This is a genomic window from Streptococcus sp. HMSC078D09, assembly GCF_001813675.1.
In the GTDB taxonomy this organism is placed as follows: domain Bacteria; phylum Bacillota; class Bacilli; order Lactobacillales; family Streptococcaceae; genus Streptococcus.
On record NZ_KV813650.1, the window covers coordinates 213,597 to 228,210 of the forward strand.

At 41.0% G+C, this 14,614-nt stretch carries 14 protein-coding genes and 1 riboswitch; of the genes, 12 read left to right on the forward strand and 2 right to left on the reverse strand.

The annotated features are described in order from the left end of the window. Positions 1–8: 8 nt before the first annotated feature. Together HMPREF2926_RS01085 and HMPREF2926_RS01090 are read right to left on the reverse strand one after the other, a co-directional pair. Positions 9–614, reverse strand: coding sequence for an NADPH-dependent FMN reductase (locus HMPREF2926_RS01085; RefSeq protein WP_045759417.1), 606 nt, complete (start codon positions 612–614; stop codon positions 9–11). A 25-nt stretch (positions 615–639) separates the two neighbouring features. After that, complete coding sequence (locus HMPREF2926_RS01090; protein ID WP_256262997.1) at positions 640–1,563, reverse strand: FAD:protein FMN transferase; 924 nt, start codon at positions 1,561–1,563, stop codon at positions 640–642. 225 nt (positions 1,564–1,788) lie between these two features. Between HMPREF2926_RS01090 and nox the strand changes: the two genes are divergently transcribed. The 12 genes from nox (at position 1,789) to guaC (ending at position 14,450) form a co-directional block, all read left to right on the forward strand. Continuing rightward, positions 1,789–3,165 (forward strand): H2O-forming NADH oxidase, encoded by a 1,377-nt coding sequence (gene nox, locus HMPREF2926_RS01095; protein ID WP_023918076.1) that lies wholly within the window; start codon positions 1,789–1,791, stop codon positions 3,163–3,165. A 117-nt stretch (positions 3,166–3,282) separates the two neighbouring features. After that, entirely contained in the window at positions 3,283–4,827 is a 1,545-nt protein-coding gene (locus HMPREF2926_RS01100; RefSeq protein ID WP_070586187.1) for a ClC family H(+)/Cl(-) exchange transporter, read from the forward strand. A gap of 110 nt (positions 4,828–4,937) precedes the next feature. Then, the gene (gene efeO, locus HMPREF2926_RS01105; RefSeq protein ID WP_070586188.1) at positions 4,938–5,810 is read left to right on the forward strand and encodes an iron uptake system protein EfeO; all 873 of its coding nucleotides are present in this window, start codon (positions 4,938–4,940) and stop codon (positions 5,808–5,810) included. A gap of 5 nt (positions 5,811–5,815) precedes the next feature. Continuing rightward, a complete protein-coding gene (gene efeB, locus HMPREF2926_RS01110) occupies positions 5,816–7,021 on the forward strand; it encodes an iron uptake transporter deferrochelatase/peroxidase subunit (protein WP_070586189.1) in 1,206 nt (401 codons plus the stop codon). Continuing rightward, positions 6,999–8,684, forward strand: a complete 1,686-nt coding sequence (locus HMPREF2926_RS01115; protein ID WP_070586190.1) for an FTR1 family iron permease — start codon at positions 6,999–7,001, stop codon at positions 8,682–8,684. The genes efeB and HMPREF2926_RS01115 overlap by 23 nt, the downstream gene beginning before the upstream one ends. Further along, positions 8,671–9,390: a twin-arginine translocase subunit TatC gene (gene tatC / locus HMPREF2926_RS01120; RefSeq protein ID WP_070586191.1), complete on the forward strand. Its 720-nt coding sequence runs from the start codon at positions 8,671–8,673 to the stop codon at positions 9,388–9,390. Before HMPREF2926_RS01115 ends, tatC begins: the two co-directional genes overlap by 14 nt. Then, positions 9,390–9,587, forward strand: coding sequence for a Sec-independent protein translocase subunit TatA/TatB (locus HMPREF2926_RS01125; protein WP_003007243.1), 198 nt, complete (start codon positions 9,390–9,392; stop codon positions 9,585–9,587). The genes tatC and HMPREF2926_RS01125 overlap by 1 nt, the downstream gene beginning before the upstream one ends. Positions 9,588–10,300: 713 nt before the next feature. After that, positions 10,301–10,918 carry an SAP domain-containing protein gene (locus tag HMPREF2926_RS01130; protein ID WP_023918090.1) on the forward strand — a complete coding sequence of 206 codons (618 nt, stop codon included), beginning with the start codon at positions 10,301–10,303 and terminating at the stop codon, positions 10,916–10,918. Positions 10,919–11,232: 314 nt separating this feature from the next. Further along, positions 11,233–11,769, forward strand: a complete 537-nt coding sequence (locus HMPREF2926_RS01135; protein WP_023918092.1) for a hypothetical protein — start codon at positions 11,233–11,235, stop codon at positions 11,767–11,769. 150 nt (positions 11,770–11,919) lie between these two features. After that, positions 11,920–12,516: a hypothetical protein gene (locus HMPREF2926_RS01140; RefSeq protein ID WP_023918094.1), complete on the forward strand. Its 597-nt coding sequence runs from the start codon at positions 11,920–11,922 to the stop codon at positions 12,514–12,516. A gap of 42 nt (positions 12,517–12,558) precedes the next feature. Next, a complete protein-coding gene (locus HMPREF2926_RS01145) occupies positions 12,559–13,284 on the forward strand; it encodes an alpha/beta fold hydrolase (RefSeq protein WP_070586192.1) in 726 nt (241 codons plus the stop codon). Positions 13,285–13,466: 182 nt separating this feature from the next. Beyond that, positions 13,467–14,450: a GMP reductase gene (gene guaC, locus HMPREF2926_RS01150; protein ID WP_037599307.1), complete on the forward strand. Its 984-nt coding sequence runs from the start codon at positions 13,467–13,469 to the stop codon at positions 14,448–14,450. Next, positions 14,440–14,535, forward strand: a riboswitch (purine riboswitch). (Overlaps the previous gene by 11 nt.) Positions 14,536–14,614 lie beyond the last annotated feature (79 nt).

The window sequence follows — 14,614 nt, forward strand, 5'->3', positions numbered from 1 at the left end:
CTCCTATCTTACAAGTTTTCCCAGTCAAACTCTTCAGCATCTTTGCGAAGCAATTCTTGGGCGTTGCGTAATTTGTCTGTGATTTTTACAAACACACGGAAATCATTGAAGATGGCATCTAATTTTTGAATAACATCCAAATCTACTAAGTCTCCATTTTGATCAAAGGCTTGTAATGAATGAGATAGCAAGAATTCATCTGGCAAGACATTCGCCTTAATTTCTGGAGCGTTTAAGATTTGACGGAGTTGGAGTTGGGCGCGTGAAGATCCCAAGGTACCGTATGATGCCCCAGTAATCATGACTGGTTTGTTCAACAATGGGAAGACTCCGTATGAGAGCCAAGCTAGAGCACTCATCAAGACCGCTGGAATAGAGTGGTCGTATTCTGGAGTCCCAATAATGACTCCATCAGCCTCCTCAATTTTTGCAACAATATCCAAGACAGCGTCAGGCACTTGTTTGTCGGCTGGTTTGTTAAAGACAGGGATATCTTTAATTTCGACCAATTCGATCTCAGCCTTATCAGCAAAATGTTTTTGCATGTATTGAAGCAGTTGACGGTTTGTAGAACGTTTGGAGTTAGTCCCCACAATCGCAATAAGTTTTACCATGGAAATTTCCTTTCTGATAACAGAATTATAAATAAGATTGAAGCCCACTTGTATAGGCGATCTTGCCTGATTGTGAAACCAATAAGGTCTCTATACCAGGAAGTGATTCAATAGTGTTGAGGATAGAAGTAGAAGAGTCCCCGAACAGGCGGGTAGTCCATATCTCCCCGTCTACGGATCGATCAGATATAATGGTGATACTGGCTAAGTCTGTCTCTACCGGATAGCCTGTCGCGCTATCAAAGATATGGTGAAACGACTGGCCGTCGACTTCTAAATGACGTTCGTAGATGCCAGAGGTGACAACAGACTTATCCTTGATCGAGAGGACTAGTAAGTGATTTCCTCTTTTTTCGACAGGATTTTGAATACCAATCCGCCAAGGTTGCTGTTTAACAGGGTGTTGACCGACGGTTAGGATATTTCCTCCAAGATCGATCAAGGCATCCTTGATTCCCTTACCTCTCAGATAGGTAGCAATTAGATCTGCACTATAACCTTTTGCTAAAGCTCCCAAGTCAATCTTCATTCCAGGACGTTTCAAAAAGACTGTATAGTTTTCTTGGTCTAGTTGAATCTGCTGGGGATCGATCTTTAAAAGCGCTTGTTCGATTTCTTCTGGTGCAGGCCGTCTGGCATCTGAAAATCCGATCCGCCAGGTTTGCACAAGAGGGCCGATAGCAATGTTTAAATGGCTATTTTTAGCTTGACTATGCAAGGTACCTAATGCAATCAGTTCAAAAAGATCTGGATGAACTCGAACAGGAGCAATACCAGCTTGGTGATTGATTTCCATGAGTTCAGAACTTGCATCATTAGCACTGAAGCGATGTTCGTAGGAACGAAGAAGTTCAAAGCAATGCGTAAGGAGTTCATCCGCTTGTGGGTCACAGATCGAAACGGTGATGGTGGTTCCCATCAGACGTTCGGATCGACTACTTAGGTCCACTAAAAATCTATCCTTTCCAATTTTCACTTACTTACAGTATACCAAATAGAGACCGTTTTCACAATCCTTTCGGACAAATTATTTGACATTTTATGAAAGCTGTGAGAGGAAGCTTTCAGAAGGTTTGAAGAAAAGATCACAAATATTGAGCAAATATCTTGTAACCGATATCATTTTTATGATATACTCAAGAAGTAAATTTTAATTAAAGGTAGGATTTATTCTATGAGTAAAATCGTTGTTGTAGGGGCAAACCATGCCGGAACAGCTTGTATCAACACTATGTTAGATAATTTTGGAAATGAAAATGAAATTGTGGTTTTTGACCAAAACTCAAACATTTCATTCCTTGGATGCGGGATGGCACTTTGGATCGGTGAGCAAATCGATGGTCCAGAAGGTCTCTTCTACTCTGACAAAGAAAAATTGGAAGCAAAAGGTGCAAAAGTCTACATGAACTCTCCTGTTCTTTCAATTGACTATGACAACAAAGTGGTAACTGCAGAAGTTGATGGAAAAGAACACAAAGAATCTTATGAAAAATTAATCTTTGCGACTGGATCAACACCAATCATTCCTCCAATTAAAGGAGTTGAAATCGTTCCTGGTAACCGCGAATTCAAAGCAACTCTTGAAAATCTTCAATTCGTTAAATTGTACCAAAACGCTGAAGAGGTGATCGAAAAATTGAAAGACAACAGCAAACACTTGAACCGTATCGCCGTAGTTGGTGGTGGTTACATCGGTGTAGAACTTGCTGAAGCTTTCGAACGTCTTGGTAAAGACGTTGTCTTGGTGGATATCGTAGACACTGTCTTAAACGGCTACTATGACAAAGACTTTACTGACATCATGGCGAAAAACTTGGAAGACCACAACATCCGTTTGGCTCTTGGACAAACTGTTCAAGCAGTTGAAGGAGATGGTAAGGTAGAACGTCTTGTAACCGATAAAGAAACCTTCGATGTAGACATGGTCATCTTGGCTGTTGGTTTCCGTCCAAATACAGCTCTTGCAGATGGTAAGATTGAACTCTTCCGCAACGGTGCCTTCCTTGTTGATAAGAAACAAGAAACGTCACTTCCAGGTGTCTATGCAGTTGGTGACTGTGCGACTATCTATGACAATGCACGTGGTGAAATGAGCTACATCGCACTCGCATCTAATGCGGTTCGTTCAGGTATTGTTGGTGCCTACAATGCGACTGGTCATGAATTGGAAGGAATCGGTGTTCAAGGTTCTAACGGTATCTCTATCTATGGCCTTCACATGGTTTCAACTGGTTTGACTCTTGAAAAAGCAAAAGCTGCCGGCTTCAATGCTACTGAAACAGGCTTCAATGACCTTCAAAAACCTGAATTTATTAAACATGATAACTATGAGGTTGGTATCAAGATTGTTTATGACAAAGACACTCGTCAAATCCTTGGAGCTCAAATGGTATCACGTGATAGCGCCATCTCAATGGCCATCCACATGTTCTCACTTGCTATTCAAGAACACGTGACGATTGATAAGTTAGCCTTGACTGACTTGTTCTTCTTGCCACACTTCAACAAACCATATAACTACATCACAATGGCAGCTTTAACTGCTGAATAATGGCTAAATGAAAAACAAAGCTAGCGGTGCTAGTTTTGTTTTTTTTGTCTTTCCAAGTATTCAGAGTCAGTGAAATAAGGTATAATGAATAGGATAAGAGTTTGAAGGAGTTAGGGAATGTCTGAAAAAGAAGAAGCCTTAAAAAATGAATTTCGTTTTGCCTCTAGTTCGATTGTGGCCCATATTGTCAGAGGTGTTCTGGTTGGGATCGTTGTGGGCTGTGTCGTCTCTAGTTTTCGCTTTTTAATCGAACATATTTTTCATTTTGTTCAAGGCGTCTACAAGGAGATGTCTGGTCAACCACTTTATTTGCTGGCGATGCTGTTGGGGTATGGGGTGATCGTACTGATTGCTGGTCGTCTCATAAGCACCAATCGGGATATCAAGGGATCGGGAATTCCGCAAGTCGAAGCAGAGCTCAAGGGTCTTTTGGCGGTGAGCTGGTGGGATACCTTGTGGAAGAAGTATATTTTAGGTGTCTTGGCCATCGGAAGTGGCTTGATGCTTGGTCGTGAAGGTCCTAGTATTCAATTAGGGGCTATGGGTGGAAAAGGAGTGGCCCATCATTTGAAGGTCAGCCCAGTTGAAGAGCGGTCTTTGATTGCAAGTGGAGCTGCTGCAGGCCTTGCAGCCGCCTTTAATGCACCTATAGCAGGACTTTTATTTGTCGTGGAAGAAGTCTACCATCATTTTTCTCGATTCTTTTGGATTTCGACCTTGGCCGCTAGTCTGACTTCTAATTTTATTTCACTCAATGTCTTTGGTCAAACACCCGTACTTCATATGCCGCAAAATATTCCGCCGCTCCATTTGTCTCAGTACTGGATTTACCTTTTTCTTGGAGTCTTTTTGGGGGCAGCAGGTTATGTCTATGAAGTAGTGGTGCTGAATATTGGTCGATTGTATCGTTTACTTGAAAAGATTTTTCATGTTCCCTCTCATTACTCTTCCTTATTTGCCTTTGTCTCGATTCTTCCAATCGGCTATTTCCTTCCACAAATTCTTGGTGGCGGGAACCAATTGGTTTTGGATTTAGCTCGAGTACCGTATCCAGTTCTATCGATCCTTCTCTATTTTACGATCCGGTTTATCTGGAGTATGTTGAGCTATGGTAGTGGTCTACCTGGCGGAATTTTCTTGCCCATTCTAGCTTTAGGATCTCTTTTAGGCGCGATCGTTGGAACTTTCCTCCAAAATATTGGCTTTATCTCTCAAAATCAATTACCTCTCTTCATTATTTTAGGAATGAGTGGGTATTTTGGGGCTATTTCGAAAGCTCCTTTAACAGCTATGATTTTGGTAACAGAGATGGTCGGTGATATTCGTAGTTTAATGCCACTGGGTATGGTCACCTTGCTGGCTTACATGATTATGGATCTCTTCCATGGTGCGCCAGTCTATGAAGCCATGCTGGAGCAACTCTTACCTGATAAGGCGCAAGAAGAAGGAGAGTTGACCTTGATTGAGATTCCTGTATCCGAAAAGATTGCAGGGAAACAAGTTCATGAACTCGAACTCCCTCAAGATATTTTGATTACTACGCAAATGCGAAGTGGCAAGAGCTATACGGTCAATGGTGCGACCCGCTTGTATCTAGGTGATAGCATCTTTGTGGTGGTGAAAGAATCTGAAATTGGACGAGTCAAGGATATTCTTTTGTAAAAGACAGTTTCTTAGAAAAGTCTTTCTATTATTAAATTTTCAGACAATTGTTGAAAAATGAGAAAACTTCTGGTAAAATAAGTCCAAGAACAAAAGAGGAGAAGTCTTTCATGAAAAAATATAGTCTACTCTTATTGAGTGTTGCTCTTTTAGCAGGGTGTGCGAATTCTACTAGCAAACAGTCGAATCAAAAGACGCAAACCAGCTCAACGGTGCAGTTGTCAAAGGCTGACCAGAAGACCTTGGACAATGCGACAGCTGAATACAAAGACTTTGTTGAAATGCAAATTGACCAATTGCTCAAGGATACAGAAGGATTCCGAGCTACCCTAAAAGACGGTAATTTGGAAGAAGCTAAAAAGCAATATCCCTTGATCCGTATGGCCTATGAACGTTCCGAACCGATTGCTGAAACCTTCGGAGAATCAGATGTCAAGATCGACTACCGTTTGGTGGATTATGTGGATGAAAATAAATCAGAAGATGGCTGGTCAGGTTTCCACCGGATTGAGCGTATCCTTTGGGAAAACAATACTACAGATGGAACAGACAAATACGCTGACCAACTGGTGAACGATATTAAGGAGTTGAAAGCTAAAATTGCTACAGTAGAAGTAACACCGGATATCATGTTGACCGGAGCTGTTGATTTGCTCAATGAAGTGGCAACGCAAAAGATTACAGGTGAAGAAGAAGTCTTCTCTCATACAGATCTTTACGACTTCCGCGCCAATATTGAAGGGGCTGAAAAGATCTTCTCTCTCTTTAAACCTTTGATTGAGAAAAAAGATTCTAAATTGGTTAAAACCTTGGAAGCAGAATTCAAAAATGTCAATGCTCTATTGGACAAACACATGACAGATGATTCAAACTATAAGTCTTACACAGACTTATCCAAGGAAGATACCAAGGAATTGGCAGAAGCTGTGACCAAACTTGGTGAACCCTTGTCTCAAATGGGTGTGATTTTAGATGGGAAATAAGAAAAATGGCTGACGAAAAATTTTTAGATAAAAAAATGGACCGTCGTGAATTTCTTAAAAAAGCAGGTATTGGAGGGGCTGGTCTAGCGCTGGGCCTCTCTGGTGCATCTGCTTTTTTCGCTAATCAAGACAGTTCCAGCAAAAAAGCTTATGATGGGGATGAAGACATCTCCTTTTATGGCAAGCACCAAGCAGGGATTACAACGGCCATGCAGAAGGCTTGCTACTTGGTGGTGTTAGACCTTCACACGACGGACAAAAAAGAAGTCATCCAGCTCTTTAAAGACTGGACCGATTACAGTAGTAAATTAGTCGAAGGAGAATTGGTCAAAAAAGATGGTTCGAATGCCCTCTTGCCACCAACAGATACAGGTGAAACAGTGGGACTCAACCCCTATCGTTTGAGCTTGACTTTTGGAGTTTCGGCTTCCTTTCTAAAGAAACTAGGCTTGGAGTACAAACGTCCGAAACTCTTTCGTGATTTGCCTCCATTTCCAAAGGAGCAGTTGCAGGACAAATACACTGGTGGTGATATCGTCATTCAAGCCTGTGCAGATGATGAGCAAGTAGCCTTTCATGCGGTGCGAAATCTGATTCGTAAGGGTCGAAATACCATTACCATGAAGTGGAGCAAATCCGGTTTTGCGGCTATTGGCGACCGAAAAGAAACGCCGCGCAACCTCTTTGGTTTCAAGGATGGAACAGCAAATGTCACGACTGAGAAAGACTTTGACAAGGTCGTCTGGACTGACAGCAAGGATTGGATGAAGGGTGGTTCTTATATGGCTCTTCGCCTAGTGCAAATGCACTTGGAAACTTGGGATCGAACCAATTTGCAGGAGCAAGAAAACACCTTTGGTCGCTACAAGGAGTCCGGTGCTCCCTTTGGTAAAACCAACGAATTTGATGAAGTAGATTTATCTAAACTACCAGTAGATTCACATGTCCGTTTGGCCAAAGAAGTGGATCGACCGATTTTACGCCGGTCATATTCCTATTCGGATGGCATCAATGAACAGACTGGGCAATTTGATGCTGGCTTGATCTTTATCGCCTTTCAAAAGGATCCGAACAGCTTTGTCAAAATCCAAACCAACTTAGGCGCAGTAGACAAAATGAACGAGTACATCACCCATATCGGAAGTGGACTCTTTGCTTGCTTTGCAGGCGTTGAGAAAGGAGGGTACCTTGGTCAAGCACTCTTTGAATAAATTCTTGATCTTATTAGGCCTTCTTGCCTTGTTCTGGACTCATCCAGTGGCTGCGGACTCTTATAGCGATCTCTTTATCAAGATCACGGATGCAACAACCGCTGTAGAAAATAAGAATCAGGATAAGGCCAAGGCATTAATCGCTGCGATTCAGTCTGATTTTGAATCAAAAGACCACCATGATTCCAAGGCAGGGAAAAAAGTTAGCCAAGCCTTAGCAATAAAAGGGGAGGTAAGAAAAGAGGATCTTACCAAGATCTCATCAGCCTTGCTCACTTTTGAAAAAGAGCAAAATCCGGTCGATTTAGAGGCGGAAAAAGACAAACTCGTGAGTCGCCTCTCACCTTATTTTAAGAACCTACAAGAGGCCATTACAGCTAAGGATCTGGATAAAACCCGTCAAACCTATGCAGATCTCAATAACACATGGACGCGAAACGAAGCGGTGGTAAGAGATCACAGCACAGCCTACTATGGCAAAATCGAGACGGCTATTTCGCTCTTACGCAGTAGCATTGAAACAGAGCCTACCGATTTCACCAACATCCAGTCCTCTTATGATGACCTCAAAAATGGGATTGATGCCTTTGTAAAAGGAGAAGCCATTAGCAGTGCCAGTACGGATTTGACGTTGAACGATGGGATCAAGCTTTTGGAGAAGGCGCAAAGCCAATTCCAATCCGGCGACGATAAGTCTGCTGCAGCGACTATGAAGCAGTTCATCACGATCTGGCCAACTATCGAAGGGGATGTTAGCACGACCAATCCCAGTCTCTACACGCGCGTAGAAAGTGAATCCCCGGTCATTATGGTCAAGGGGAAAGAAAAGTCCTATCAAGAGAAATTACAAGCCTTGATCAAGGACCTGTCTGCGATCGATACTACAGCTTCTTACAACGCTTTTGATGCCATGTTGATTCTTCTGCGTGAAGGAGTAGAAGCGCTGCTGATTGTCATGGCGCTTGTGACGACCCTTAAGGCCGCTAAGATGAGGAAAGGCCTCAAATGGGTCTACGGTGGAGCCATTGCTGGTGTTCTTGCCAGTGCAGCGATCGCTCTTGTTTTGCAAGTAGCTTTTCCAGCCGTTACTTCGGGGGCTAACCGGGAAATCATTGAAGGTGGCGTTGGAATTTTCGCTGTGGTCATGATGATTCTCATAGGAATTTGGCTCCACAGCAAGTCCTCTGTCAAACAGTGGAATGCCTTTATGGACCGTCAGATGAAGACCGTGACGGCTACTGGAAGCTTTGTCTCGATGTTTGCCCTCAGTTTCTTAGCAGTCTTTCGTGAAGGGGCTGAGACCATTCTCTTTTATGTCGGGATCATTCCACGGATTACAACCGCGAATTTCTTACTGGGAATCGGGCTTGCTATAGCTGTTCTCATCATCATTGCAGTGGCTATGACTAAGGCTAGTCAAGCTATCCAACCTCATCGAATCTTTTTCATTTTGACGTGGTTGATTTACGCCTTGGCCTTCAAGATGCTCGGTGTCAGCATTCACGCCCTGCAGTTGACCAATATCCTCCCTAGCCATTTGGTCAATGGACTTCCAACCATCGATTGGGCGGGCATCTATCCAAGCTGGGAAGTTCTTCTTCCTCAAGGAATCTTTGTGGCCTTGATCGCACTCGTTACGGTGAGACAACATGACAAAGAGTAGAGCAGATGAAATGACCATTGTTGAACATTTGGTCGAATTTCGAAAACGATTGTTCGCAGTGGTCTTATGTTATATTATCGTCTTTCTGGTGGCTTTTGTATTTGGTGGAGAACTCTACCAAGCCTTGACTGCTAGCTTCCATCAAAAACTGCTGGTACTGGGACCGAATGATATCCTCTGGATCTATGTAGCGCTCGCTAATCTCACGGCTTTTAGCCTGACCCTGCCCTTTATTGTCTACCAGGTTTGGCAATTTGTAAGGCCGGCTTTGAAGGAGAAAGAGGCGCGTGCAGTCTTTGCCTACATCCCAGCTAGCTTTATTTGCTTTGTACTGGGGCTTGCATTTGGTTATTTCTTTGTCAGTCCAGCTATTTTAGAGGTCCTGATGCGCTTGGGAGAAGGGCTGTTTGATACCCAATTGACGGCACAAAATTATTTAACCTTCTTATGGCACACCACCTTGCCTTTAGGGGTCTTGTTTGAGTTACCAGTTTTGGTCGCTTTTCTGACCTCGATTGGGATCTTGACACCACAGTTTTTAATAACCTACCGACGTTACGCTTACTTTGTTCTGCTGGTCTTAGCCGTCGTGCTAACCCCTGCAGACTTTATCAGTGACTTGGCCATGACACTCCCTTTGATCCTCTTATTTGAAGTCAGTGTCGCCATCAGTAAAGTCATCTATTCAAGAAAAAGGAGAAACTAATGGGAATTTTACGTGATATTGGAGCACCAGGTTTGATCATCATCATCCTGGGCGCCCTCTTGATTTTTGGACCAAAACGCCTACCAGAGTTGGGCCAATCCATCGGCAAAATGTTTGCTGAATTTAAGACAGCTGTCAACAAAGGCAGTGAAGAAGCCGATCAAGACACCAAAGAAGCTAAAGAAGAAAAAGAATAATCAGACAATTTTCAAAATTCTATTGAGTTCGATTGCATAAAAAGGTATAATAAGACAAGTACTTGCAATCGACGAAGGAGGAAACCATGATTATTACGATTTTGTCACTCATTTTCTATTTCAGCTATATCGGATTCTTATGCTGGTTGGTCGTAAAAATTGTCGAAAAATTGTTCAATTTCTTGTTGAACCGTTAATAAAGAAACAATCCATTTCACCCTGAGTGAGTGGATTTTTTGTGTCCAATTCAGTTAGAAAGATTCAAACAAAGAGGTTTTAACGGTCTCAGATTGAAGATAAAGTCATATAAAAAACTTTCCTTAAGTGAGTACGAACGTCAGCGAACTTATTAGAAGTTCCATTACTAAATCAAAATACAAAGGGCGTCTGCGGATAAAGTCAAAAGAGGAAATTAGAAAGCAAGTGAAACAACACAACAAAACCATCGTTTTACTGACTGTTTTGTTTATTGCTATGCTTTCCATTTAAATGTTTTTATATCTTTCAACTTCTAGTATTTCTTGTTACTAGTGATGGACTATATCGTTTGTTTTTCTTATTTATTTTAAAAGAATGTTAAGCTTAATAGAAATACAGTAATTACAAGATTGTAATATATTCTGTTATAGCTTTATGTGGCATGGGTATAAATTGATATGACTTTTATTATCTATGGTATAATGAGATAAATTTGGAGTTGTAGAGGCGAGCATTTGGAAGAACATAGACCTGATTTTAGAGATATAAAATCATTTGAAGAATTTAACAGATACTACTGGTATCGAGAAGAGCTTTCACAAATTTGTAAGTACCTTGGATTAGAATACAGATGTACAAAAAAAGAATTAAATCATATTATAGAACAATATTTTAGGGGAAATAGAGTAGAAAAAGTTTTGAGGAAAAGAAACAAAAATCAAACCGAAATAATAACCCTAAATACATCATTACTTGAATGTGGGTTTTCCTTTAATCAGAAATTTCGTGATTATTTTTCAGCTGTAACAGGTGTTAATCCGTTTAAGTTTAATGCTGATATGGCAACTGCTTGGAGAAAAGTAAAACGGGACAACAACATAAATTTTACAATCCAAGATATGATTAAAATATACTATGGAGAGTCAGACTACGCCAAGTATGATAATTCAGCTTGCCAATGGAATCAATTTCTAAAAGACTTTTGTGCCGATGAATTTAGCAATCATTACTCCAACAAGTTAAAAGTTGCGGCTATCCTTTGGAATGAAGTTAGAGATTCAAAAAATAAAAAAATTTATTCACGGGGACTTCTAAAAGAATATAGCTACAAAATAGAGGAGTACTGTAAGTAAACAACTTCAAGTTTGTCGAACGGAATATAAAGTATTAAAGACGATAGCACTCTGTTTTTGCAGAGTGCTTTTTTGTTTTATAGAATATAAGAGAATGTGGGATACTTGCTTTCTCTGCTAGATGATCGAGCAGAGAAAGATTTATTAGATATGACATCAGTCAGCTAAACCCTTTTAGCTGGCTTTTTTGTTAGCGACTCGGTCATTAACTTGCTTGTCAAAATATAATTCGGTATCATAGATATATAATGTTTGGTAAGTAAGTCCTATTGTCAGTTCGGAACAAGTAGATAGGAGAAGGGGAGAAAAAACTAGTGAATAAAGACCAATTGATAGAGAAACCAGAAATAAATATTGTTGGGGTTATTGCAAATCATCAGTTTAACTGGTATATTTGTTCAAACGAAATGTGGACAATGGATATCGATAAATATATTCAGGCATACCAGGAAGCAGGTCTGGATGTTGATTTCTCCTATTTACCTGAGATTCAGCAGAATCTTCATGTGATTACAAAAAGCAATCTTGAGAGCTACTTAGAAATGTATAAAGATGATTGGCTGAAGGTGACGGTTGAAGAATTGATCTCAATGATCAAACGTTCAATGGAAGAGGAGAACTTGAATTCAGAGATTATTCTGGAAGGAAAAGCCTTGCTTCCGGATCTTTTCATCGATTTTGATAAAGAAGAATTTTATTCAAACCATCTGGGGATGAAAAACTACGAAAGATATGTGCCAAACGGATGGAAGTTTTTTTCAGGACGTTTTGATCATTTGATCCCCAAAGAGGAGCAATATTGGATTGAAGAGACCAAGAAAACTGAAGGAACTAGTCTTCTATTCATATAAAAATAATACAGTTTAAAAGTATTTCATGAGACTGTGAAATGCTTTAAAATTTCGCCACATTTCAAATCTTTATATTCCGTTTCGTTAGGAATAGCGATGGAAAGCCAACCAAATATGCTATACTGAAGTAGATAGAAGGAGGAGCGACTGATGAGCAGAAAGTGGGTAAAGATCATTGCTATTTTAATTTTCATCCTATCCGGTAGTTACTTTGTCTACAATAAACTAACGAAGCCGAATCTTGGACCGAAAACAACAAAGCTCTATAAGCATGGTTTTCTTTTGCTAGAAGAACAAATCGGAACCTACATCAAAGAACACTATACTGGGATTGAGAAGATTGAGTTCTCCCCAATCTACGTTACTGAAGAAGGGTCAACATTCTCAAATGCCTATGTGCGTCCGACGATCTATGACAAGTATGGAAATAAAGCTACTCTGGGAGATAAAATAAAGAAATTTATTCCATTAAGTTATGGATTGATTTCAGACATTGTTCTTGATTTTGATGGAGGTGGCAATGAAGTCATTGAGTTACTGGACTCAAATGGCAAACCTGTAGACGTTTCAAATGAGGAGCATTTGCCTAAGAGAGCTATACTCACAGAGGCAAGTAGTACAGATGAAAATATTGAATTATTAGTAGAAGATGGTCAGTTAATAGGAGTCGTAAAGGATGATAAAGGAAGCCCTGGTGCAGAAATTGTTTATAATACGGAACTCCATAAAGGAGACGCGAGAGAGTAGCGCTAACCAATGAAATAGAATGAAAAAGAAAGGACAAAACACATGCAGTATTATTTTATTGGTGGCCTCGGTAGCAATAGCTACCATCTGGCTCCACTTATTGATGAGCTAGGCTTTCCTGTGACCTTTCTAGATCCCTATAGGGAAATGATTCAGACAGAAAACGATCTTCGTGATTGGTTCCAAGGTCGGGTTGGCCAGGTGGGAGAAATCTGTTTATTGGGTCATTCCTTAGGTGGAGATTTGGCTCGTTATCTGGCTAGTGAGTTTCCTCAGATTCAGGCTTTGATTCTCCTGGATGGGGGGTATCTGGATATGGAAAAGATCCTGCCTCTTGAAGAAGAACTAGAAGGAACGGCGTCTTTCATGAAGCAGCAAGTTTTTGCGACTTTAGAAGAGGCTGTGTTATCAGAACTTGGTGATGGAGCAGATCCTACTCCTATAGCGCGAAAAGCAGTAGAGGCTAGCTATCGTTGGAATCCAGTGAGTGAACAATATGAATTAAATCTGGATCTCGAAAAGGTCATGGCCTTATTGCGTCTACGGCGTCAGATCAAAGCTAACCAGATTTCAGTTGCAGACAAGCCTGTCCTATTTATCGGGCCTCGATACCAAGAAGAGCCTGAATGGAGAAAAGAAGCTCTGAAGCAACTAGATCCCCAGATCGAGCAAGTCTTGCTAGATGGTTTGGGGCACGAACTGTATACAGAGGCGCCTGAAATTGTAGCTAGAGAAGTGAACAATTGGCTCCAAAATGTTCATAAATAAAACCTGTTTCTCTTTTTGAAACGGGTTTTTGTCTTGTAATTTCCGAACGTTATTTCCTATAAAATCATTCCCATTGCATTAGGTCCGTATCTTTGGTATAATCTATCAAGGAAACGTCAAGAGACGTAGCGATGCGCTTGCGCATAGGTAGGTCAGTTTTTAGAAAAGAGATTTTTCAATCTATGTTAAATGAATTTCCTATTTTCGACTATGAAGATATTCAGTTGATTCCCAACAAATGTATCATCAATAGCCGGTCAGAAGCAGATACAACCGTCCAATTTGGAAAGCATACCTTCAAGCTTCCAGTCGTTCCGGCTAATATGCAGACGATCTTGGATGAGAGTGTAGCAGAGCAGTTGGCGCGTGGTGGGTATTTCTATATCATGCACCGGTTTGATGAAGCAGGTCGGATTCCTTTTGTCAAACGCATGCATGATCAAGGTTTGATCGCTTCCATTTCGGTTGGTGTTAAGGAATACGAATACGACTTTGTGAGTCAATTAAAGGCAGATGCGCCTGAGTACATCACTATTGATATCGCACACGGTCATGCGGATAGTGTCATTCGGATGATTCAACACATCAAGAAAGAATTGCCAGATACCTTTGTCATTGCTGGAAATGTTGGAACTCCTGAAGCTGTTCGTGAATTAGAAAATGCGGGAGCTGATGCGACTAAGGTCGGAATCGGCCCTGGTAAGGTTTGTATCACCAAAGTGAAGACTGGATTTGGTACAGGTGGTTGGCAATTGGCTGCCCTTCGCTGGTGCTCAAAAGCAGCGCGTAAGCCAATTATTGCGGACGGTGGGATTCGGACCCATGGTGATATTGCCAAATCGATTCGTTTCGGGGCGTCTATGGTCATGATTGGTTCTCTTTTTGCAGGTCATATCGAAAGTCCTGGTAAAACAGTAGAGATCGATGGAGAGTCTTTCAAAGAGTACTATGGATCTGCTTCAGAGTACCAAAAAGGCGCTTATAAGAACGTCGAAGGCAAGAAGATTTTATTGCCTGCCAAGGGTCATTTGCAAGATACCTTGACAGAAATGGAACAAGATTTGCAAAGTTCGATCTCTTATGCAGGAGGCCGAAAATTAGCAGATTTGAAACACGTTGACTATGTGATCGTTAAGAATTCTATATGGAATGGCGATGCACACTAATTGAATTACTTATTTATTTCACGAATGGGCGTGATGTTTCTACAAGGTGCCGGAACACCTAACAATAAGTAAGTCAGGATTATTTCTCTTTCTAGAGAGATTTCAAGGCTTGCTTAGCAGGCCTTTTTGTGTTTTGTGAATGAAGTACAGGATTTTTTAAAAAG

Excerpts from the sequence above, each read along its gene's own strand:
- efeO (WP_070586188.1), top strand. The coding sequence starts at position 4,938 with ATGAAAAAATATAGTCTACTCTTATTGAGTGTTGCTCTTTTAGCAGGG.
- HMPREF2926_RS01100 (WP_070586187.1), top strand. The coding sequence starts at position 3,283 with ATGTCTGAAAAAGAAGAAGCCTTAAAAAATGAATTTCGTTTTGCCTCT.
- efeB (WP_070586189.1), top strand. The coding sequence starts at position 5,816 with ATGGCTGACGAAAAATTTTTAGATAAAAAAATGGACCGTCGTGAATTT.
- HMPREF2926_RS01140 (WP_023918094.1), top strand. The coding sequence starts at position 11,920 with ATGAGCAGAAAGTGGGTAAAGATCATTGCTATTTTAATTTTCATCCTA.
- HMPREF2926_RS01085 (WP_045759417.1), bottom strand. The coding sequence starts at position 614 with ATGGTAAAACTTATTGCGATTGTGGGGACTAACTCCAAACGTTCTACA.
- guaC (WP_037599307.1), top strand. The coding sequence starts at position 13,467 with ATGTTAAATGAATTTCCTATTTTCGACTATGAAGATATTCAGTTGATT.
- tatC (WP_070586191.1), top strand. The coding sequence starts at position 8,671 with ATGACAAAGAGTAGAGCAGATGAAATGACCATTGTTGAACATTTGGTC.
- HMPREF2926_RS01145 (WP_070586192.1), top strand. The coding sequence starts at position 12,559 with ATGCAGTATTATTTTATTGGTGGCCTCGGTAGCAATAGCTACCATCTG.
- HMPREF2926_RS01125 (WP_003007243.1), top strand. The coding sequence starts at position 9,390 with ATGGGAATTTTACGTGATATTGGAGCACCAGGTTTGATCATCATCATC.
- nox (WP_023918076.1), top strand. The coding sequence starts at position 1,789 with ATGAGTAAAATCGTTGTTGTAGGGGCAAACCATGCCGGAACAGCTTGT.